Origin of the sequence: Streptomyces prunicolor (genome assembly GCF_045162825.1) — a bacterium.
Classification (GTDB): Bacteria; Actinomycetota; Actinomycetes; order Streptomycetales; family Streptomycetaceae; genus Streptomyces; species Streptomyces prunicolor.
Map to the genome: position 1 here is coordinate 8,069,589 of NZ_CP108676.1, position 20,036 is coordinate 8,089,624.

General features: G+C 69.8%; 18 protein-coding genes. 10 read left to right on the forward strand and 8 right to left on the reverse strand.

Annotated features, from left to right (window positions below):
* Positions 1-279: 279 nt before the first annotated feature.
* The 5 genes from OG588_RS37065 (at position 280) to OG588_RS37085 (ending at position 4,870) form a co-directional block, all read left to right on the forward strand.
* Complete coding sequence (locus tag OG588_RS37065) at positions 280-804, forward strand: DUF1453 domain-containing protein (RefSeq protein ID WP_405951030.1); 525 nt, start codon at positions 280-282, stop codon at positions 802-804.
* Positions 801-1,952, forward strand: coding sequence for a histidine kinase (locus OG588_RS37070; protein WP_405951031.1), 1,152 nt, complete (start codon positions 801-803; stop codon positions 1,950-1,952). The genes OG588_RS37065 and OG588_RS37070 overlap by 4 nt, the downstream gene beginning before the upstream one ends.
* Complete coding sequence (locus OG588_RS37075) at positions 1,949-2,635, forward strand: response regulator (protein ID WP_405951032.1); 687 nt, start codon at positions 1,949-1,951, stop codon at positions 2,633-2,635. Before OG588_RS37070 ends, OG588_RS37075 begins: the two co-directional genes overlap by 4 nt.
* 85 nt (positions 2,636-2,720) lie before the next feature.
* Positions 2,721-3,281: a DUF485 domain-containing protein gene (locus OG588_RS37080; RefSeq protein WP_405951033.1), complete on the forward strand. Its 561-nt coding sequence runs from the start codon at positions 2,721-2,723 to the stop codon at positions 3,279-3,281.
* A complete protein-coding gene (locus OG588_RS37085; RefSeq protein ID WP_405951034.1) occupies positions 3,278-4,870 on the forward strand; it encodes a cation acetate symporter in 1,593 nt (530 codons plus the stop codon). The genes OG588_RS37080 and OG588_RS37085 overlap by 4 nt, the downstream gene beginning before the upstream one ends.
* Before the next feature lie 49 nt (positions 4,871-4,919).
* Here OG588_RS37085 and OG588_RS37090 read toward each other — a convergent pair whose 3' ends face one another.
* Positions 4,920-5,612 carry a response regulator gene (locus OG588_RS37090; RefSeq protein ID WP_327400814.1) on the reverse strand — a complete coding sequence of 231 codons (693 nt, stop codon included), beginning with the start codon at positions 5,610-5,612 and terminating at the stop codon, positions 4,920-4,922.
* A 159-nt stretch (positions 5,613-5,771) separates the two neighbouring features.
* Between OG588_RS37090 and OG588_RS37095 the strand changes: the two genes are divergently transcribed.
* The 3 genes from OG588_RS37095 to OG588_RS37105 all read left to right on the forward strand — a co-directional run bounded on the left by OG588_RS37095 (position 5,772) and on the right by OG588_RS37105 (position 8,592).
* Positions 5,772-6,587, forward strand: a complete 816-nt coding sequence (locus tag OG588_RS37095) for an ABC transporter ATP-binding protein (protein ID WP_043677970.1) — start codon at positions 5,772-5,774, stop codon at positions 6,585-6,587.
* Complete coding sequence (locus OG588_RS37100) at positions 6,577-7,455, forward strand: ABC transporter permease (protein ID WP_405951035.1); 879 nt, start codon at positions 6,577-6,579, stop codon at positions 7,453-7,455. The genes OG588_RS37095 and OG588_RS37100 overlap by 11 nt, the downstream gene beginning before the upstream one ends.
* Positions 7,456-7,530: 75 nt before the next feature.
* Positions 7,531-8,592 (forward strand): ABC transporter substrate-binding protein, encoded by a 1,062-nt coding sequence (locus tag OG588_RS37105; protein WP_405951036.1) that lies wholly within the window; start codon positions 7,531-7,533, stop codon positions 8,590-8,592.
* 71 nt (positions 8,593-8,663) lie between these two features.
* On the opposite strand, the gene OG588_RS37110 is transcribed toward OG588_RS37105, so the two are convergent.
* The 4 genes from OG588_RS37110 to OG588_RS37125 all read right to left on the reverse strand — a co-directional run bounded on the left by OG588_RS37110 (position 8,664) and on the right by OG588_RS37125 (position 13,411).
* Positions 8,664-9,344 carry a response regulator gene (locus OG588_RS37110; protein ID WP_405951037.1) on the reverse strand — a complete coding sequence of 227 codons (681 nt, stop codon included), beginning with the start codon at positions 9,342-9,344 and terminating at the stop codon, positions 8,664-8,666.
* Positions 9,341-11,023 carry an ATP-binding protein gene (locus OG588_RS37115; protein ID WP_405951038.1) on the reverse strand — a complete coding sequence of 561 codons (1,683 nt, stop codon included), beginning with the start codon at positions 11,021-11,023 and terminating at the stop codon, positions 9,341-9,343. Before OG588_RS37115 ends, OG588_RS37110 begins: the two co-directional genes overlap by 4 nt.
* A gap of 138 nt (positions 11,024-11,161) precedes the next feature.
* A complete protein-coding gene (locus OG588_RS37120) occupies positions 11,162-12,100 on the reverse strand; it encodes a sucrase ferredoxin (protein WP_405951039.1) in 939 nt (312 codons plus the stop codon).
* A 54-nt stretch (positions 12,101-12,154) separates the two neighbouring features.
* Positions 12,155-13,411 (reverse strand): citrate/2-methylcitrate synthase, encoded by a 1,257-nt coding sequence (locus OG588_RS37125; RefSeq protein WP_405951040.1) that lies wholly within the window; start codon positions 13,409-13,411, stop codon positions 12,155-12,157.
* Positions 13,412-13,509: 98 nt separating this feature from the next.
* Here OG588_RS37125 and OG588_RS37130 point away from each other — a divergent pair, with 98 nt between their 5' ends.
* Complete coding sequence (locus tag OG588_RS37130) at positions 13,510-14,676, forward strand: citrate synthase/methylcitrate synthase (RefSeq protein WP_405951041.1); 1,167 nt, start codon at positions 13,510-13,512, stop codon at positions 14,674-14,676.
* A gap of 299 nt (positions 14,677-14,975) precedes the next feature.
* Here OG588_RS37130 and OG588_RS37135 read toward each other — a convergent pair whose 3' ends face one another.
* Together OG588_RS37135 and OG588_RS37140 are read right to left on the reverse strand one after the other, a co-directional pair.
* On the reverse strand, positions 14,976-15,212 hold the full coding sequence (locus tag OG588_RS37135) for a hypothetical protein (protein ID WP_405951042.1): 237 nt from the start codon (positions 15,210-15,212) through the stop codon (positions 14,976-14,978).
* A gap of 127 nt (positions 15,213-15,339) precedes the next feature.
* Positions 15,340-15,885 (reverse strand): DUF6082 family protein, encoded by a 546-nt coding sequence (locus OG588_RS37140; RefSeq protein WP_405951043.1) that lies wholly within the window; start codon positions 15,883-15,885, stop codon positions 15,340-15,342.
* A gap of 422 nt (positions 15,886-16,307) precedes the next feature.
* Between OG588_RS37140 and OG588_RS37145 the strand changes: the two genes are divergently transcribed.
* A complete protein-coding gene (locus OG588_RS37145) occupies positions 16,308-17,423 on the forward strand; it encodes a CobW family GTP-binding protein (protein ID WP_405953301.1) in 1,116 nt (371 codons plus the stop codon).
* Between the two features lie 9 nt (positions 17,424-17,432).
* On the opposite strand, the gene OG588_RS37150 is transcribed toward OG588_RS37145, so the two are convergent.
* Positions 17,433-19,889 carry a DNA topoisomerase (ATP-hydrolyzing) subunit A gene (locus OG588_RS37150; RefSeq protein ID WP_405951044.1) on the reverse strand — a complete coding sequence of 819 codons (2,457 nt, stop codon included), beginning with the start codon at positions 19,887-19,889 and terminating at the stop codon, positions 17,433-17,435.
* Between the last annotated feature and the right edge of the window lie 147 nt (positions 19,890-20,036).

A 20,036-nucleotide genomic window follows, 5' to 3' on the forward strand; every position in this document is an offset into this window, starting at 1 on the left:
CGGGCCGCGGCTCGGAGGTTTGGACCCGGGCCGGATCCCTGTGCCCGGAAGGTTCGGCGAGGGCTCGGCGCGATCGCCCCGCTCCTGCCCCGGACCGTTGTCGCCCGCCTGGCCTCGGACCGCCGCCGGTCGGCTCCACCCGTGGGTGGAGATCCGGGCGGGCCGGAGATCCACCCACGATCCACCCTGGCGCCGATCTGCCCACCCGCGAATTTCCGTAGCGTCGAAGGCGTCGGCAGCGCTCGCCGCCGGCATCCTCTTCCGCTCACGGAGGCTCTGATGTCCGGGCTGGTCAACGCGTTGGTGATCGTGGCCGTCGTCGCGGTGGTGATCGTGCGGCAGTTCCGCGCCCGTCGGATCGACACCGACCGGCGCTGGTGGCTCCTCCCCGCGATCCTCGCCGTCGTGGCGCTGCGCCAGCCCGGCATACTCGACGCCCACCACCACACCGGGTCGGCCCTCCTGCTCGCCGTCGAGCTGGTCGTCGGGCTGGTCACCGGAGCCGGCTGGGCCTGGACCACGCGCCTGTGGGTCGAGACGGACGGTTCCGTGTGGAGCAAGAGCACCAAGGCGAGCGGGGGCGTCTGGATCGTCGGCATAGCCCTGCGCGTCGGCCTCATGGCCCTGGGCGCGGTCGCGGGTGTGCACCAGAACAGCTCGGCCCTGATGCTCGGTCTCGCGGCAACGCTGCTGGTCCGCTCCGGGGTCCTGGCCTGGCGGGCCCAGTCGTTCACCGGGTCGGCAGGGTCTGCCCCGGCGTACGGTTTCGGCATGGCGCGTCCCGCCCGGAAGGAGCGCGTGTGACGGAGAACGCCTGGACGCGCTGGCCCTCACGGGAGGCGCTGGGCCGAGAGGGAGTCTCACGGCCCCGGCGTCTGCTCGCCTGGGCCGTCCGGCTGCTGGTGATCGGCGTGCTCCTGGGGGGCGCGCTCACCGGCAGTCACGTCCACGGCTGGGCGCTGGCCGGAGGTGCGGTCGGCATCGTGCTGGCGGCGGTCGTCGGCTGGGCGTTCTGGCGCACGACTCTCGCCCACAGGCTCTGGCCGTCGGTGGCACTCATGGCCGTGCTCCTCGGGATGGCGGTCGGGGGACAGGCAGCCGGTTTCACGGTCCCGGCCCTCGTCATCTGGTGCGGCTGCGCGGTCAGTTCGCTGGAGCGGCTGCCCATCGCGGTCGCCGTGCCGGTGACCGCGGTGTCCCTCGCGATCTTCGCCGCGGTCAACAACGACGTGTGGCTGACCACTGCGGTCACCACGGCCGGGTTGGCCCTTGCCGGATACACGCTCCGCCTCGACGCCGAGGCCCGGGGCAACGCCCAGCGGCTGCTCACCCAGGAGCGCATGGCACGTACTGCCGAGGCGGAGTCCGCCGCGCTCGACGAACGGGCCCGTATCGCCCGGGAGATCCACGACGTGCTGGCCCACAGCCTCTCGGCGCAGCTCGTGCACCTGGAGGCGGCCAGACTGCTGATCGAGCGGGGCGCCGACCGGGAGACGATCCTGGAACGGGTCGTGGCGGCACGGGGGATGGCCCGCGACGGCCTGGTGGAGACCCGGCAGGCCCTGTCCGCGCTGCGGGGCGAGATGAGCCCGCTGGAGGACTTCCTGACCGAGATCGTCGGTACGACGGGCCGTGCCGAGGTCACCGTTACGGGTGACCGGAGACAACTCCCTGCCGAGGCCTCGCAGGCCGTGCGCCGGGTCGCCCAGGAGGCCCTGACGAACGTCCGCAAGCACGCCCCGGGCGCCAAAGTGCTGGTCACATTGGACTACGGCGAACACGAAGTGACCCTGGACGTACGGGACTCGGGCGGCTCGCCCGGCGAACTCACCGGGGCGGGAGGTGGATACGGTCTGCTGGGCATGCGGGAACGCGCCGAGCTGCTGGGCGGTTCCTTGTTGGCCGGACCGGACGAGGAGGGATTCGTGGTGACGCTGAAGGTGCCCGCATGACGGAGGAGGCCGTGAGGAGACCCGCGCGGGTCGTGGTCGCGGACGACCAGACCGTCGTACGGGAAGGCATCGTGATGCTGTTGGGGCTGCTGTCCGGGATCGAGGTCGTCGGCGCTGCCGCCGACGGGGACGAGGCGGTGCGGCTCGTCGCCGAACTCGCCCCGGATGTCGTCCTGATGGACCTGCGCATGCCGCGCTGCGACGGCGTCGAGGCCACGCGGCGGATCCGCGCGGAGCATCCCGGGACACAGGTCGTGGTGCTCACGACGTTCGCGGACGACGCCTCGCTGTTCCCGGCGCTGCGTGCGGGGGCGCGCGGCTATCTCACCAAGGACGCGGGCGGCGACGAGATCGTACGGGCCGTGGAGAGCGTGCTGTCGGGGGACGCGGGGCTGTCGCCGAGCATTCAACGGCGTTTGCTGGAGCGGCTGTCGGAGCCCGAGCCGCCGCCGCAGTCGGGGCCCGCCGAGCCGCCGGACGGGCTCACCGCGCGGGAGACCGAGGTGCTGCTGCTGATCGCCGAGGGCCTGACCAACCAGGAGATCGCCCGCACGCTGCATGTCTCCACGGCGACCGTGAAGACCCACATCAACAACCTGTTCGCCAAGACGGGGCTCAAGGACCGTGCGCAGGCGGTGCGTTACGCCTACGGCAAGGGACTGGTGCGGCCACCCGCGGGTTGAGTCACCCGCGGGTTGAGTCACCTGATGGGGTGAAGACAGCGGAGAAGAAGAGTCGGGGATCTTCCCGTTCTGTCCATCCTTGGGCATGCAGTCAAGCAACGGTCGTTCCCGCGGTGGCGGGAGTGGTCACGAGAGTCCGGCCGAGAACCACGAAGGTCATGACCTGACCCCTGCCGAGGCAACCGGAAAGGTGAGGTACCACGACCCTTGGTACGACGCGCTCGCGTCCGGCTGGGGCGAGACGGACGGCACGGGCGGGCCCGCGCCCGAAGTGCCCGCCGCGCGTCGGGAGGACGCGGACCACGCGGTCCGCGCGGGCGATGTCTATCTGGAGGTGCAGCGCAGCGCGGCCTTCCAGGAGGTGCGCGGCCGGTATCTGCGGTTCGTGGTGCCGGCCACCGTCGTCTTCTTCACCTGGTACGTCGCCTATGTGGTGACGGCGACGGCGGCGCCCGGATTCATGGCCCGGCCGGTGGCCGGCGCGGTGAACGTGGGGATGGTCGCGGGACTGGGTCAGTTCCTCACCACCTTCCTGCTCACCTGGGCCTACGCCCGGCACGCGCGGCTGCGCAGGGACCGGGCCGCGCTCGAACTGCGCTGGGACACACAGGAACTGACACGAGGCATTCGAGGCGGTACGTCGTGACCGGGAACCATCAGACGCTGGCGCTGCTGCTGTTCAGCGCGTTCATCGCGGTCACCCTAGGGATCACCACCTGGGTGAGCCGCAACCGGCATGGTTCGGAGGAGGAGTTCTACGCGGGCGGGCGGCTCTTCTCCCCGATGGAGAATGGTTTTGCCATCTCGGGTGATTATCTGTCCGCAGCCTCGTTCCTCGGGGTCACCGGGCTCATCGCGCTGTTCGGCTACGACGGCCTGCTGTACGTGGTGGGCTTCTTCGTCGCCTGGCTCATGGTGTTGTTCCTCGTCGCCGAACTGGTGCGCAACTGCGGGCGGTTCACGCTCGCCGACGTGGTCGCCGCGCGGATGAGCGAGCGGCCGGTGCGGATCGCGGCGGGAACTTCCTCGGTCACCGTGTCCGTTCTGTATCTGGTGGCGCAGATGGTGGGCGCGGGCAGCCTGGTCTCGCTGCTGCTGGGCGGGACGAGCGCGGCCGCGCGGGCCTGGACCGTCATCGGCGTCGGGGCGCTCATGGTGATCTATGTGTCGATGGGAGGGATGCGGGCCACCACCTGGATCCAGATCGTCAAGGCGGTCCTGATGATGAGCGGCACCATCGCGCTGACGGTGCTGACCCTGGTGCGCTTCCACGGGAACCTGAACCACCTGCTGCTCACGGCCGCCGCGCGCAGCGGTCACGGCGCCGCCTTCCTGGCGCCGGGGCTCAAGTACGGCGGGGACTGGACCGCGCGGTTCGACTTCATCAGCCTCGGCCTCGCGCTGGTGCTGGGCACGGCCGGGCTGCCGCACATCCTGTCCCGCTTCTACACCGTGCCGACCGCACGCGCCGCGCGCCGTTCGGTGGTGTGGTCGATCGGGCTCATCGGCGCGTTCTACCTGATGACGATCATCCTCGGCTTCGCCGCCGCGGCGGTCGTGGGACCGGACACCCTTCGGAAGTCGAACGAGGCAGGGAACACGGCGGTCCCGCTGCTCGCCCTCGACCTCGGCGGAGGAGCCGATTCCACCGGAGGCACCGTCCTGTTCGCGATCGTCGCGGCCGTGGCCTTCGCCACCATCCTCGCGGTGGTGGCCGGGATCACCCTGGCCTCCTCGGCATCCGTGGCGCACGACCTGTACGCGTCGCTGCGGCGCCCGAACGCCAAGCCGCGCAGTGAGGTGGCCGTGGCACGGGTCGCCGCGGTCGGCATCGGTGTCGCGGCGATCGGGCTCGGCCTCATCGCCAGGAACCTCAACGTCGCCTTCCTGGTGGGCCTCGCCTTCGCAGTCGCCGCCTCCGCGAACCTCCCGGTGCTGCTCTACTCCCTGTTCTGGCGCGGCTTCACGACCCGCGGCGCCGTGTGGGCCGTATACGGCGGACTGATCCCTGCACTGGCGCTCGTGCTGCTGTCGCCGGTCGTGTCGGGCAGTCCCGAATCGCTGTTCCCGGGCATCGACTTCCAGTTCTTCCCGCTGCAGAACCCCGGCCTCGTCTCGATCCCGCTGGGCTTCCTGGCCGGCTGGCTCGGCACGGTCACCTCCACGGAGGTCCCGGACGAGGCCAAGCACGCGGAGACCGAGGTACGGGCGCTGACGGGGGCGGGGGCCGTCTAACGGAGGCCTGTGTGTCGTAGCCACGCCCGATTGTGCGGTTGTCGCGTGGCTACGGCGCCACCCAGGCGTAGCGGTGTTCCGGGCGGCCCGTGTCGCCGTACTTGAGGGAGAGGCGGAGGCGGCCGGCCTGTTCCAGGTGGCGGAGGTAGCGCTGGGCCGTGGAGCGGCTCAGGCCGGTCTCGGCGGCGACCTCGTGGGCCGAGAGCGGGTGGCCGGCGCTGTGCAGGACGCCGCAGATCAGGTCGGTGGTCGGTTCCGAGTGGCCGCTGGGCAGGCCGGGGGAGGCCGGCGCGGTCGTCGTGCGCAGCGCGCCGAAGATGCGGTCGACCTGCTCCTGGCCGGCGATGCCGCGGCCGCCGACGCGGTCGACGGTGCGGCGCAGCGCGGCGTACGAGTCGAGGCGGGTACGCAGCGCGGCGAAGGTGAACGGCTTGACCAGGTAGTGCAGGGCGCCCAGGCGCATCGCCCGCTGCACGGTCGTCACATCGCTGGCCGCCGTGATCATGATGACGTCGGTCGTGTGGCCCTGTTGGCGCATGCGGTGGACGAGTTCGAGACCCGTCTGGTCGGGCAGATAGTGGTCGAGCAGCACCAGGTCGATCGTCCCGCGCTCCACGGTGGCCAGCGCCTGGGCAGCGCTGTGCGCGCGGGCGGCGACCCGGAAACCGGGAACCTTTCCCACGTACTTGGCGTTGATCTCGGCGACGCGGAAGTCGTCGTCCACGACCATGACGTCAATCATTGGGCCTCTTTCCTCAAGGCCAGGCGAGCGTTAAGCCCGTGTTTCGGCTCCGCAGTTGTAGCGCGAGCAAAACGAGCACAACAGGCTCTTGCGAGCAAAAGAACGGCTTGCGCCCAGAAGACTGCTGTTGTGGTGCGCGCCACATCTACGGTCCCGGCCATGAGCGCAGACACCAGCCCCGCCATCGAGCTGCGGGGCGCGAGCAAGACCTTCAGGACCCCGTCGGGGGGTCTGCACACGGCCGTACGGGGGCTTGATCTCACCGTCGGGCGTGGCGAGTTCGTGGCGGTCGTCGGCCCCACCGGCTGCGGCAAGTCGACCACGCTGACCCTCGTCAGCGGGCTGGAAGAGCCCTCCGAGGGCGATGTCCTGGTCGCCGGGGAGCCCGTCTCCGGCGTCGGCGACAAGGTCGGTTTCGTCTTCCAGCAGGACGCCACCTTCCCCTGGCGCACGGTGCTGTCCAACGTCATGGCGGGCCCGCGCTTCCGCGGCGTACCCAAGGCGGAGGCCAAGGCGAAGGCGCGTGAGTGGCTGGCCCGGGTCGGGCTGTCCGCCTTCGAGGACCGCTATCCGCACCAGCTCTCCGGCGGTATGCGCAAGCGCGTCGCGCTCGCCGCGACCTTCGTCAACGACCCCGAGATCCTGCTCATGGACGAGCCGTTCTCGGCGCTCGACGTGCAGACCAGGGCTCTGATGTCGGACGAGCTCCTGGAGCTGTGGGAGGGCACCGGCGCCTCGGTCGTCTTCGTCACCCACGACCTGGAGGAGTCCATCGCGCTGGCCGACAGGGTCGTCGTGATGACCGCCGGGCCCGCCACCGTGAAGCAGGTCTTCGACATCGACCTGCCGCGGCCCCGCAAGGTCGAATCCGTGCGCCTGGAGCCGCGGTTCATCGAGATCTACCGCGAGATCTGGGAGTCGCTCGGCGAAGAGGTCCGCATCACACGCGAGAGGGGTGCGGCCAATGTCGCCTGACGTCATGCCCGAGGACAAGGTCCTGCCGACCACGGCCGAGCCCGGCACCAAGTCGGACCGCGCGCATTCACGCGCGCGTGCGGCCCGCAGACGCACACTCGTCATCGTCGCCGCGCGCGTACTGCTCCTGGCCGCGGTGCTCGGTCTGTGGGAATGGCTCTCCCGGGCCAAGGTCATCGATCCGTTCAACTTCTCGATGCCCTCGAAGATCTGGGACCAGATCTACACCTGGGTGACGCACGGGACCGCGCTCGGATCCCTGGGCGAGCAGATCTGGTACACGCTCCAGGAGGCGCTGCTCGGCTGGGTCATCGGGGTCATCGCCGGTGTCGTGTTCGGCATCGCGCTCGGGCGGATCACCTTGCTCGCCGACATACTTGGTCCATACATCAAGGTGCTCAACTCGCTACCGAGGATCGTCCTCGCCCCGATCTTCGTGATCTGGTTCGGACTCGGACCGGCCTCGAAGGTCGCCTCCGCTGTCGTCCTCGTCTTCTTCCCGGTGTTCTTCAACGCCTTCCAGGGCGCCCGCGAAGTCGACCGCAATCTGATCGCCAACGCCCGCATCCTCGGCGCGAGCGACCGCAAGGTGACGCTCCAGGTGGTCATCCCGTCCGCGACCTCCTGGATCTTCACCAGCCTCCACGTCAGCTTCGGCTTCGCCCTCATCGGCGCGATCGTCGGCGAGTACATCGGCGCCACCAAGGGCATCGGCCTGCTCGTCGCGCAGTCCCAGGGCACCTTCAACGCGGCCGGTGTGTACGCCGCGATGGTGATCCTCGCGGTCGTCGCCCTCGTCGCCGAAGGGCTGCTCACCTTCGCCGAGAACCGCATCTTCCGCTGGAAGCCGTCGGGCTCCGACAGCTGAACGGCCCCTCGCCGCAAGCCCGTTGAAGAGCCCCCTTCCTCCCCGCACCGCACCCTCACAAGGACGTGAACCGCCATGCGCAAGACCGCCAGATACACCGCCCTGGCCGCCTCGGGCCTGCTCGCCCTCTCCTCGCTCACCGCCTGCGCCAACGACGCGGCCAGCACCGCCTCCACGGGCTCAGGCAGCAAGGGCGACGGCAAGGGCGTGAAGGTCAAGATCATGGTCGGTGGCCTGGACAAGGTCATCTACCTGCCCGCGATGCTCACCCAGCGACTCGGCTACTTCGACGCCGAGGGCCTCGACGTCGAGCTGCTGAGCGAACCGGCCGGCGTCCAGGCCGAGACCGCGCTCGTCTCCGGGCAGGTCCAGGGAGCCGTCGGCTTCTACGACCACACGCTCGACCTGCAGGTCAAGGGCAAGTCGGTCGAGTCCGTGGTGCAGTTCTCGCAGGCGCCCGGCGAGGTGGAGGTCGTCTCCACCAAGTCGGCGGGGAAGGTCAAGTCGGCCAAGGACTTCAAGGGCAAGAAGCTCGGCGTGACCGGCCTCGGCTCCTCCACCGACTTCCTCACCAAGTACCTCGCCGTCAAGAACGGCGTCAACGTCAGCGAGTTCACCCCGGTCGCCGTGGGCGCGGGACCGACCTTCGTCGCGGCGCTCCAACAGGGCTCCATAGACGCCGGTATGACGACCGACCCGACCGTCGCCACGATCCTCGACAAGAAGGCCGGCAAGATCCTCGTCGACATGCGGACGCCCGAGGGATCGCAGGCGGCGCTCGGTGGACCGTACCCGTCGTCAAGTCTGTACATGCAGACGGACTGGGTGAACAGCCACAAGTCAACTGTGCAGAAGATGGTCAATGCATTCGTCAAGACGCTCACGTGGATGTCCACCCACAGCGCGACCGAGATCGCCGACAAGATGCCGGCCGACTACTCCCAGGGTGACAAGGCCCTCTACGCCGCCGCGATCAAGAGCACGCTGCCGATGTTCACCAAGGACGGCGTGATGCCGACGAACGGCCCGGAGACCGTCGAGAAGGTGCTCAAGGCATTCAACCCGACCATCAAGAACGCCGATGTGGACCTCGACAAGACGTACACGACCGAGTTCGTGAAGAACGCCACAGGCTGACGGCCGCGCGGTCGGCATCCGTAAAGAAGGCAAGGGGTACGGCCCCTTCCCCCGCCCCAACGGCCGTGCCCTCAGGCGCGGGTCGCCCACACGTAACGGTGTTCCGGGCGGCCCGCGTCGCCGTATTTGAGGGTCAGCCTGGCCCGACCGGTGCGCTCCAGGAGCTTCAGATAGCGCTGGGCGGTCTGCCGGCTCACGCCCGTGCGGTCGGCGATCTCCTGGGCGGACAAGGGGCTTTCGGCGTTCATCAGGGACCGGCGCACGAGTTCCGCCGTGGTGGGGGAGTGCCCTTTGGGCAGCCCGGGCTCCGAGGGCGTGGACAGGGCGCCGAAGATGCGGTCCACCTCGGCCTGTTCGGCCTCGCCGCCGCCGTCGAGGGTGCGGCGCAGTTCGGCGTACGCCTCCAACTTGGCCCGCAGGCCCGCGAAGGCGAACGGCTTGACCAGGTATTGCAGCGCGCCCTGCCGCATCGCCGCCTGTACGGTCGTCACGTCCCGGGCCGCCGTCACCATGATCACGTCCGTCTGGAGGCCGCGCCGGCGCATCTCCTGGACGACCGCCAGGCCCGTCTCGTCGGGCAGGTAGTGGTCCAGTAGGACCAGGTCGAGGCGGGGCAGCGTCTCCAACTGGCGTAGCGTCTCAGCCGCGTTGTGGGCCTCGCCGGCCACGTGGAAGCCCGGCACCTTCTCCACGTAGGCCGCGTTGACCTGTGCGACCCGGGTGTCGTCGTCCACGACCAGGACCTCGATCATCGCGACTCCTCCTCGGCGGCGGGCTCCCCGGGGGCGGTGAGGGCGGGTTCCAGGTCCGGTTCGGTCAGCGCCTCGGTCAGTGCCTCCGGCAGGATGACCACGAACTCCGCGCCTCCGCCGAACGCCTCCGTCACCACCGCGCTGCCGCCCTGCCGTTCGGCGAGCCGACGCACCAGGGAGAGCCCGATACCGCGCTTGCCGTGGGCAGGGGGCTTCTTCGTGGACCAGCCCTCGGTGAAGATCAACTCCCGTTGTTCCTCCGGGATTCCGGGGCCCGTGTCGCGCACCCGGAGCACGGCCGTACGCCCCTCCGTCCGCAATTCGACCTCCACGCGTGCGTGCGGTGTGCCCGCGACGGCGTCGAGTGCGTTGTCCACCAGGTTGCCGACGACAGTTACCAGCCCGCGCGGGTCGATCAACCGGTCGGGCAGCCAGGTCCGGTCGGAGATCCACAGGGCGACACCCCGCTCGGCCGCGACGGTCGCCTTGCCCACCAACAGGGCGGCGATCAGCGGGTCCTGGATCTTCTCGGTGACCTGCTCGGCGGTGGCCCGGTGATCACCGACCACCTCCCCGACGAAGTCCACGGCATCGTCGTACATCTCCAGTTCGAGCAGCCCCAACAGGGTGTGCATACGGTTGGCGTGCTCGTGGTCCTGGGCGCGCAGGGCGTCGATCAGGCCGTGCGTCGAGTCCAATTCCCGGCCGAGCTGCTCCAGCTCGGTGCGGTCGCGCAGGGTGGCGACGGCGCCGCCGTCGTCGGTGGGCATCCGGTTGGTGACCAGGACCCGTTGGCCGCGGACGGCGAGCAGATCGGTGCCGGTCACCCGGCCGGCCAGGACGTCGGTCGTACGGCCCTCACCCAGCGCCTCGTCCAGGGACCGGCCGACCGCCTCGTCACCGATGCCCAGCAGGCGCCGCGCCTCGTCGTTCAGGAGCCGTATGCGGCCCGCTCGGTCCAGGGCGACGACGCCCTCCCGGATGCCGTGCAGCATCGCCTCGCGCTCCGAGAGCAGCGCCGAGATGTCCGAGAAGGCCAGGTCCCGGGTCTGTCGCTGGACCCGCCGGGAGATCAGCCAGGCCGCCAGCGCACCGACGGCGAGAGCGCCCCCGGCGTACGCCAGCAGCCCCGGGATCGCGCTGATCAACTGTGCACGGACGCTGTCGTACTTGATGCCCACCGAGACGGCCCCCACGACCGTGCCGTCGGCGTCCCGGAGGGGCACCTTCCCGCGGGCCGAGCGGCCCAGGGTGCCCTTGTCGATCTCCTTGACCTCCTGACCGGCCAGGGGCTGGCCGGGAGAGGTCGAGACGAACCGGCCGATCTCGCTCGGGGTCGTGTGCGACCACCGCATGCCCCGCCAGTCCATCACCACCACGTACTCGGCCTGGGTGGCCTTCCGGATCCGCTCGGCCTCCTTCTGTACGGGTCCGTCCACGGTCGGAGGGGTGTCCTGGATGTCCTTGACGATCTGCGGCTGCTGCGCGGTGGTCTGGGCGATGGCCAGGGCACGGTTCATCGCCTCCTGGTCCAGCTGTTTGCTCAGCGGCGCGAGGAACAGCCCGGTCGCCAGGACCGCGACTCCCGCGGCGATCGCCAGCTGCATCAGCAGCACCTGCGAGAACACCCGCCGCGGCAGCCCGAGGCGACGGCGGCGTGCGGGGGGAGTGGGGCTCATACCCCTGACGGTACGTGGCGGGGCGGGGGCGGCCCCAGGGGTGTGGCGTGGATCTCTTGACCAATTCTTGGGGAAACCGGCTTCCAGGAGAGGGCGGTTTTCTGTACAAGGCCCCCAGGAGACGCGGTGTCGGGCGGGTCAGCCCGCCAGTGCCGTCGTCAGCTCGCGCACCATCACCACGTCCATCCGCGCGGGTGCGCCGAGAACCGACGCCCCGCAGCTCTCCGGGCGGGGCGGAAGCGACGCCCCCTGGGCGACGATCACGCGCCAGTGCCGTCCGTCGACGTGCGCGACGGTCACCTCCCAGCGCGGTGCGCCGCCGTCGGTCCGTACGACGCTCAGGGCGTCCATCGCGTATTCGCCCGCCGCCCTCCGCACGGCCAGCTCCGCCGCCTGTCCGGGCCGCTCCCAGGCCGAAGCACCCCGGCAGCCCTCGACGACCACACGGCCCTCCTGGACGCCCTGGAGGATCTCCTTGATGCCGTGCGCCTGGACCCGCCCGTACGCGTAGCCGTACGGCAGCACGAGCACCGTAGGCGAGAAGCGGTGACCGCCCAGGTGGGTGACCTCCCAGGCGCCCTCGACCCCGGAGGCGGCCAGTTCGGCCGCGAGGGGACGGCCGAGGAGAGCGCAGCAGCGGTCGCGCTTGCCGTTGGTGCAGACAAGGGCGAGTGGGTCACCGGTGTGGGCCCGCCCGCCGAGTGCCGAGCCGAACGAGTGCGGGTCACCCGCGCCGAGGGAGGCGAAGTCCAGGGCGAGCAGCTGCTCCGGGTCGGTGGTCGTGGCGCTGTGCAGCCATACGCTTCCGGGAACTGTGTGGGCCGCATACACCTGGCGTACCCGTGACGGCGCGGGGTCGGCGTGCCGCCCGGGGCGGCGGATGAGCGCGATCCGTACGCCGGTGTTCGCGGCGGCCGCTTCCAGGGCACGCCCCAGCGTGGGGTCCAGGTGGCTCGAAGTGAGCGCTTTGGCACCCCAAGGACCGGGCTGTTCCAGCAGCAGCCACGTCGTCGCCGTGGCCGCGGTTCCGGAAATGGGCTCGTCGAGGTCCCGAGAGACGGTCGCGCACGTACTCACAGAGGTGAGCCTAACCTGACTTGACCCAGGGTGACTTCCGGCCGCGCTCGTGTCCTACTCCGGTAGTGGTTGAGGCGGCCTGGGGCCCACGTAGTGACCGCTGGGCCGCATGCGCAGCGGGCGCTCGCCGTACTCCTCCAGAGCGTGCGCGATCCAGCCCGCCGTACGGGCGACGGCGAAGACCGTCTCGCCCGCCGTGGAAGGCATTCCCGAGGAGACGGTCAGTACGGCGAGTGCCAGGTCCACGTTGACGTACAGCGGGGTGTGGCGGGCGGTGGTGGCGACGATGTCACGGGCCGCGGCGAGGGCGGGCCCGGCGCCCGGGAGCTCCTTCAGGAGAGCGAACAGGGCGCGCGCGCGTGGGTCTTCGCCCGGGTACAGCCTGTGCCCGAGTCCGGGGATACGGCGGCCCGCGCGCAGTTCGTCCGCGATCACCGGGGCCGCGTCGCCCTGGTCGAGCACGTCGAGCAGCAGCCGGTGCGCCAGGCCGCTGGCGGCGCCGTGCAGGGGGCCTTCAAGGACCCCCAGGCCGGAGGAGACGGCCGCGTAGGGGTGGGCGCGGGCCGAGGCGGCGACACGCACCGCGAGCGTGGACGCGGCCAGATCGTGGTCGACGAGCAGGCCAAGTGCCGTGTCCAGGACGCGCAGTGACGGCTCGTCAGCCGGCCGTCCGCTCAGCCGTGCCCATAGGCGGTGTGCAAGCGGACCCGCGTCGCGATGCGCGCGCCGTACCGGCGGCAGGGCCGCGACGAGGGTGGGGATGAGGATGCGCGCGGTGCCGAGCACGGCGTCCTCGGACAGGTCGAAGCGCAGCGGGTCGGCGGTCGCCGCCGCGATGGCCGCGACCCGCAACCGGTCGGTGGGGCCGGTGTGTTCGGGCAGCGCGTCGACGGCGCGACGGGCGACGGCGACGGCCGCCTTGGGCGCGGTGAACGTGATCCCGGGGCGCAACTCCCCGGTCCACAGCCACTCGGCGATCTCCTCGTAGGAGTGGCGCGCGGCCAGCTCGGTCGCGTCGACGCCCCGGAAGTAGTACCGGTCCTTGTCGATGAGCGTGATGCGGGTCCGCACGGACAGCTCGCCCCCGGACCCCGAACTGCCGCTGCTCTCCCGCCTGTTGCGCCGGGCGAGCGCCTCCACCTCCTTGGCGTCGAAGGTGCTGCCCCGGCCGCCGGGCTCGCGCCTGCTGCTCAGCTGCCCGCGACTCACGTACGCGTACACGGTGTCGGGCTTCACGCCGAGCAGCTCGGCGGTCTCCTTGGTGGTCAGCCGTCGCTCGGGGTGACCGGGAGCGGGTTCTTGATCGCGCATGGAGGCCACGGTATCCATCCCTTGCATATATTGATTCAATCAATATTGACAGAGATTGAGTCAACCATGGACATTTGAATCAAGTCCAGGGAGGAAACATGTCCGTCAACAGGGCCGCAGCCACTCGTATCGAGGTTCCGCGGGGACTCGCGGGCGTCGTCGTCACCGACACCCGAATCGGTGACGTCCGAGGGATCGAGGGCTTCTACCACTACCGCCAGTACTCCGCCGTCGAGCTCGCGCAGACCCGCGGCTTCGAGGACGTCTGGCATCTCCTCGCGTACGGCGAACTGCCGGACGCGGACCGGAGCCCCGCCTTCGCCGCCGAGACGGCCGCGCTGCGCCGGCTGCCCGACGAGGTGCGGGCCGCGCTGCCCGCCGTGGCGGCGGCGAGCGGGACGTCCGGACCGCTGTCCGGGATGCGTACGGCGCTGTCGCTGCTCGGCGCGGCGAAGGGCTTCCGGCCGGTGTACGACATCGCCGCGGACGCGCGCCGCAGGGACACCCTCGTGGCCTCCGCGGCCGTACCGACACTGCTGACCGCGCTGTACCGGCTAGGGCGGGGACTCGACCCAGTCGAGCCGCGCGAGGACCTCTCCTACGCGGCCAACTACCTCTACATGCTGACGGGTTCGGAGCCGGACAAGCAGCAGACCAGGGCGATCGAGCAATACTTGATCTCAACCATTGACCACGGGTTCAATGCGTCAACCTTCACCGCGCGGGTCATCGCGTCGACGGGGGCGGATGTGGCGGCCTGCCTGGTCGGGGCCGTAGGGGCGCTCTCGGGTCCGCTGCACGGGGGTGCGCCCAGTCGTGCCCTGGACACCCTGGACGCGATCGGCACACCGGACCGTATCGACCCCTGGATCCGGGAACGTGTCCTCGCCGGCGACCGCATCATGGGCTTCGGTCACGCGATCTACCGTACGGAGGACCCCCGTTCGCGGATGCTGCGCGAGGTCGCCCAGCAGTTCGGCGGGTCGCGGGTCGAGTTCGCCGTCGAGGTGGAGCGCCAGGTCGAGAGGATCCTCGCGGAACTGAAGCCGGGCCGTGAGCTCCACACCAACGTCGAGTTCTACGCGGGGCTGGTCATGGAACTCTGCGGGCTGCCGCGGGAGATGTTCACGCCTACGTTCGCGGCTGCGCGGGTGGTGGGGTGGAGCGCGAACGTGGTGGAGCAGGCCGAGGACTCGAAGATTATTCGGCCGGTGGCTCGGTATGTGGGGGTGGGGGCGCCGGTGGCGGTGCCGGAGGTGGCTTGAGAGATTGCGTGAGGTCCGGCACCGGTCTGGTGCCGGACCCGAGGGGCGTGCTCGTCATTGTGGACGGGCTGGCCTGCCAAGGCGACGCAGGATCCTGGGTGGGGTGCCAGGGTGCTGATGTACCGGGCCGCCTTCGGAATTCGAACCGAGCTGTGGCTGCGGTGGCGTCTGAGAGTGGTCCAGGGGCTGGCGGTTCTTGCGCGCCCCGGACGCGGTCATGACTGCTGCGACAGCGGCGAGCAAGCCGCTCGCCGAACCGATAAGCGCTGCTATCGCGCTGAGAGGATCCATGGCGTTACCTACGCATCTGGAATGTCAGACTTTGCGCGTAGAAGCGTCTCCCGGCTGATGATGACAATACGTTCGTAGTCGGCGCGCGCGGCGTCAGGAGGAAGCTCCTTGTCGAGCGCCGCCGTGGCCTCTGTCCCGATGACGGCGAAGCGTCCGTCACTCAGTTCGAAGATGTCCGGGCATGAATCTCCGGACAAGCTGCCTCGTTCGCGTGGCGACGCACCGATTCGGCGCACGATGTTCAAAGGGATCCCTGTCCTTTTGCGGGGCGGGTGGTAGCCCGTCTGGGCGGGGACAGATTAGCGGCAGAGGCCCTTTGGCCTTGGCAACGGGGCTATCGCGACGACGTCCTTGACGCATCGTCAACTCTGCTCATTCTTCGGGTGGTTCGCCAACAACCCACCATTGTTCAGTTTCCGCTTCGTCCAGATCCTGGATCAGCCGATCCACCATTCGGCCCACTTTGGCTTCGGTCGACTCCGCCTTGAGGCTGGAGCGATGGGGGTGGTGGGCGTACCAGTAGTCGCGAAAGATGCTGTTGCGGCAGATCATCCGGAGGTGGCCGTGTAGTTCCTCCCAGCTGACGATGCCCACGCGGTAGGCGAGCAGCGCGTTGTTGTACAGGGCGTTCGCGAACAGGTACTGGCGCTGCTGCGTGGGCGAGTCCACCTGGACGTTGCTGTACACGGCAGCCAGGTCCGGATCCTCCATGGCCTTGGTCAGGAGGTAGAACTGCAGCCGCTGCTGTTCCGTCAGCATCGCCTGCCTGTCGCTCTGTTCCACTTCGGCGACGCGCACTCGAAGTTCCTCGAACTTGCGGCGCTGTGCGAAGAGCGCCGCGAGCGCCCCCGCGGCGAAGGCGAGTCCTACGGTGGCGGCGGCACTGGGCCCTCGCATCCCGCGGTTCTGTGTGGCCATGTCAACCCCCGAATCAGGCGGCCGTCCGCCGGTCGTCGGGGTGCGGGTCGACTGATGGGGACCGGCGAGCGATGGGCGGCGCTTGCCGTCTCCCAGAGTGCCGAGCGGCTCTGATCGGCAGGGAGGCGGAGAGGAGGCGCACGGAGGGAAGCGAGGGTCGCACGAACCGGCGCCTTCCCCAACGTCTGCCCCGCAAGTGCTGCTAACAATCGTTCACTTCGCGGCGATTCTTCCGGCTCGTATCCTGGGGCGGCATTCAACCTCCGTACGTGTGCCGGACCGCGAGCCGGTGCACGCGTCGGCGTGAAAGAGGTCGCACGTTGAGCCAGCAGAGCCCGAGCGCAAGCCCGGTTCCGGGCACAGGCCCGAGCCCCAGCACGAAACCGGCGTCGGATACAGCCTCGGTTCCGAACCCCCCGCAAATCCCCGTCCTCGTCCTCGCCGGATTCCTCGGCTCCGGCAAGACGACCCTGCTCAACCACCTCCTGCACCGCAGCGGCGGCAGCCGTATCGGAGCGATCGTCAATGACTTCGGGGCGATCGAGATCGATGCGCTGGCCGTGGCCGGGGCGCTCGGTGACTCGACCGTGTCGCTCGGCAACGGGTGCCTGTGCTGTGCCGTCGACGCCAGTGAACTCGACGTCTATCTGGAGCGGCTCGCCCGGCCCTCCGCCGGTATCGACGTCATCGTCATCGAGGCCAGCGGACTCGCCGAACCGGAGGAACTGGTGCGGATGCTGCTCGCCAGCGAGCACCCGGGGATCGTCTACGGCGGGCTCGTCGAGGTCGTGGACGCCGTCGAGTTCGACGACACGCGCGCGAAGCACCCCGAGATCGACCGGCATCTCTCCCTCGCCGATCTCGTCGTCGTCAACAAGCTGGACCGGGCGGCAGCCGATGCCCCGCGCGTCCTCGGTCTCGTCCGCTCCCTCACCGACCGTGCCGCCGTCGTGCCCGCCACCTACGGCCGTATCGACCCGGAGTTCCTCTTCGACTGTCGGCCGAACGAGGAGCGCGTCGGGCAGCTGACCTTCGACGACCTGCACGAGCACACGGGCGGGGACCACAGCGGCGACGCGCATGTCGACCATCTCCACGCCGCCTACGACAGTCTCTCCTTCGAGTCCGACTCGCCCCTGGACCCGCGCAGGCTCATGGCGTTCCTGGACAGTCGGCCCGAGGGGCTCTACCGCATCAAGGGGTACGTCGATTTCGGCGTCCACGATTCGCGTAATCGGTACGCCGTACACGCCGTTGGGCGGTTCCTGCGGTTCTATCCAGAGGCCTGGGGCAGTGGTGACACCCGGCTGACCCAGCTCGTGCTCATCGGTACCGGCCTCGACATGCCCGCCCTCGGCAAGGAGTTGGAGGCGTGCAGAGACGGCGACGCCCCGCACGCCGACGAGCGCGGCATGTGGGGCGTCCTTCGTTACGTACAGGAATCGGAGTCGGGACAGGAGTTGAACCAGGAGCTGGACCAACAACCCGGATCCGAGCCCGAGTTGGACCCGGATCCAGATCCGGAACTGGACGACTGACGGGCGGCGCTAAACCGGCCCCGCCACCACCGACACCGTCTTCGCCAGCGACACGCCCGAGCCGTCCCGTCGCGGGTCCATCTCCGGGAGTTCCGCCGGGGTGCCGTCCCGCTGCGCGGCCTTCGCCGGTACGGGGCCTGCCCAGGCCAGGGACAGGCAGTCCTCGCCCTTCAGGAAGCGCTGGCAGCGGACGCCGCCGGTGGCGCGGCCCTTGCGGGGGTACTGGTCGAACGGGGTCAGCTTGGCCGTCGTCTGGACGGAGTCGTCCAGCGTGCCGCGCGAGCCCGCGACCGTGAAGACGACCGCGTCCACAGCCGGGTCGACGGCCGTGAAGGAGATGACCTTCGCGCCCTCGGTGAGTTTGATACCCGCCATGCCGCCGGCCGCGCGGCCCTGGGGGCGCACCTGGGAGGCCTGGTAGCGCAGCAGTTGGGCGTCGTCCGCGATGAAGACCAGGTCCTCCTCGCCGGTGCGCAACTCGACCGCGCCGACGATCCGGTCGCCGTCCTTGAGCGTGATGACCTCCAACTCCTCCTTGTTCGTGGGGTAGTCGGGGACCACGCGCTTGACGACGCCCTGCTCCGTGCCGATGGCCAGGCCCGGGGACGACTCGTCGAGGGTGGTGAGGCAGATGACCGTCTCGCCCTCGTCCAGGGAGACGAACTCCGAGACCTGCGCGCCACCGGAGAGGTTGGGCGCGGCGGCCGTCTCCGGGAGTTGGGGGAGGTCCACGACGTTGATCCGCAGGAGGCGGCCGGACGAGGTGACCGCGCCCAGCTCGCCGCGGGCCGTCGCCGGGACCGCCGAGACGATCACGTCGTGCTTGGTGCGCCGGGCCTCGGAGTCCTCCGGGAAGGGCTCGCCGTTCGCCGTACGGGCCAGCAGGCCTGTCGAGGAGAGCAGCACCCGGCACGGGTCGTCGGCCACCTGGAGCGGCACGGTGGCGGCGGGGGCGCCCGCCGACTCCAGCAGGACCGTACGCCGGTCGGTGCCGAACTTCTTTGCCACCGCGGCCAGTTCGGTCGAGACCAGCTTGCGCAGCTCGGTGTCCGACTCCAGGATGCGGGTCAACTCCGCGATCTCCGCGCGGAGTCGCTCCATCTCCGACTCCAGCTCGATCCGGTCGAACCGGGTCAGGCGGCGCAGCGGGGTGTCCAGGATGTACTGCGTCTGGATGTCCGACAGGGAGAAGCGCTCCATCAGGCTCTGCTTCGCCTGCCCCGAGTTGTCGCTGGAGCGGATGATCCGGATGACCTCATCGATGTCGATGAGCGCGGTGAGCAGGCCCTCCACCAGGTGGAGGCGGTCGCGCCGCTTGGTGCGGCGGAACTCGCTGCGTCGCCGTACGACGTTGAAGCGGTGGTCGAGATAGACCTCCAGGAGTTCCTTGAGGCCCAGCGTGAGGGGCTGGCCGTCCACCAGGGCGACGTTGTTGATGCCGAAGGACTCCTCCATCGGCGTCAGTTTGTAGAGCTGCTCCAGGACCGCTTCCGGTACGAAGCCGTTCTTGATCTCGATGACCAGGCGCAGGCCGTGCGCGCGGTCGGTGAGGTCTTTGACGTCGGCGATGCCCTGGAGCTTCTTCGCGCCGACCAGGTCCTTGATCTTGGCGATCACCTTCTCGGGGCCTACGGAGAAGGGCAGTTCGGTGACGATGATGCCCTTGCGGCGTGCCGTCACGTTGTCCACGGCGACCGTGGCGCGGATTTTGAAGGTGCCGCGGCCGGTCTCGTACGCGTCCCGGATGCCGGTGAGGCCGACGATCCGGCCGCCCGTGGGCAGGTCGGGGCCGGGGACGTGCCGCATCAGGGTGTCCAGGTCCGCGTTCGGGTAGCGGATCAAGTGGCGGGCGGCGGCGATGACTTCGCCCAGGTTGTGCGGCGGCATGTTGGTGGCCATGCCGACGGCGATGCCCGACGAGCCGTTCACCAGGAGGTTCGGGAAGGCGGCGGGCAGGGCCACCGGCTCCTGCTCCTGGCCGTCGTAGTTCGGGGTGAAGTCGACCGTGTCCTCGTCGATCGACTCGGTCATCAGGTTGGCGGCCTCGGACGGACGGCACTCGGTGTACCGCATGGCGGCCGGCGGGTCGTCGTTGCCCAGCGAGCCGAAGTTGCCGTGGCCGTCGGCCAGCGGGACGCGCATGGAGAAGGGCTGGGCCATGCGCACCAGGGCGTCGTAGATCGACGCGTCGCCGTGCGGGTGCAGCTTGCCCATGACCTCGCCGACGACACGCGCGCACTTCACATAGCCGCGGTCGGGGCGCAGGCCCATCTCGTCCATCTGGTAGACGATCCGTCGGTGGACCGGCTTCAGGCCGTCCCGGGCGTCCGGCAGGGCTCGGGAGTAGATGACCGAGTACGCGTACTCAAGGTAGGAGCCCTGCATCTCGTCGACGACGTCGATGTCGAGAATCCGCTCCTCGAACGAGTCGTCGGGCGGCGGGGTCTTCGTGCTGCGGCGGGCCATCGCTGCCGGCTCCTCTTTTCTGGTCGCTCGCCTGGGGGTCGCTCCCCTTCGGCTCACTCTTGCTGAAGCGTGAACGGGGTCTTGACGTGAACCATTGTGGACCGCGGCACTGACAACGCGGACCAGGACCCGGCGTTGGCCGCTCGG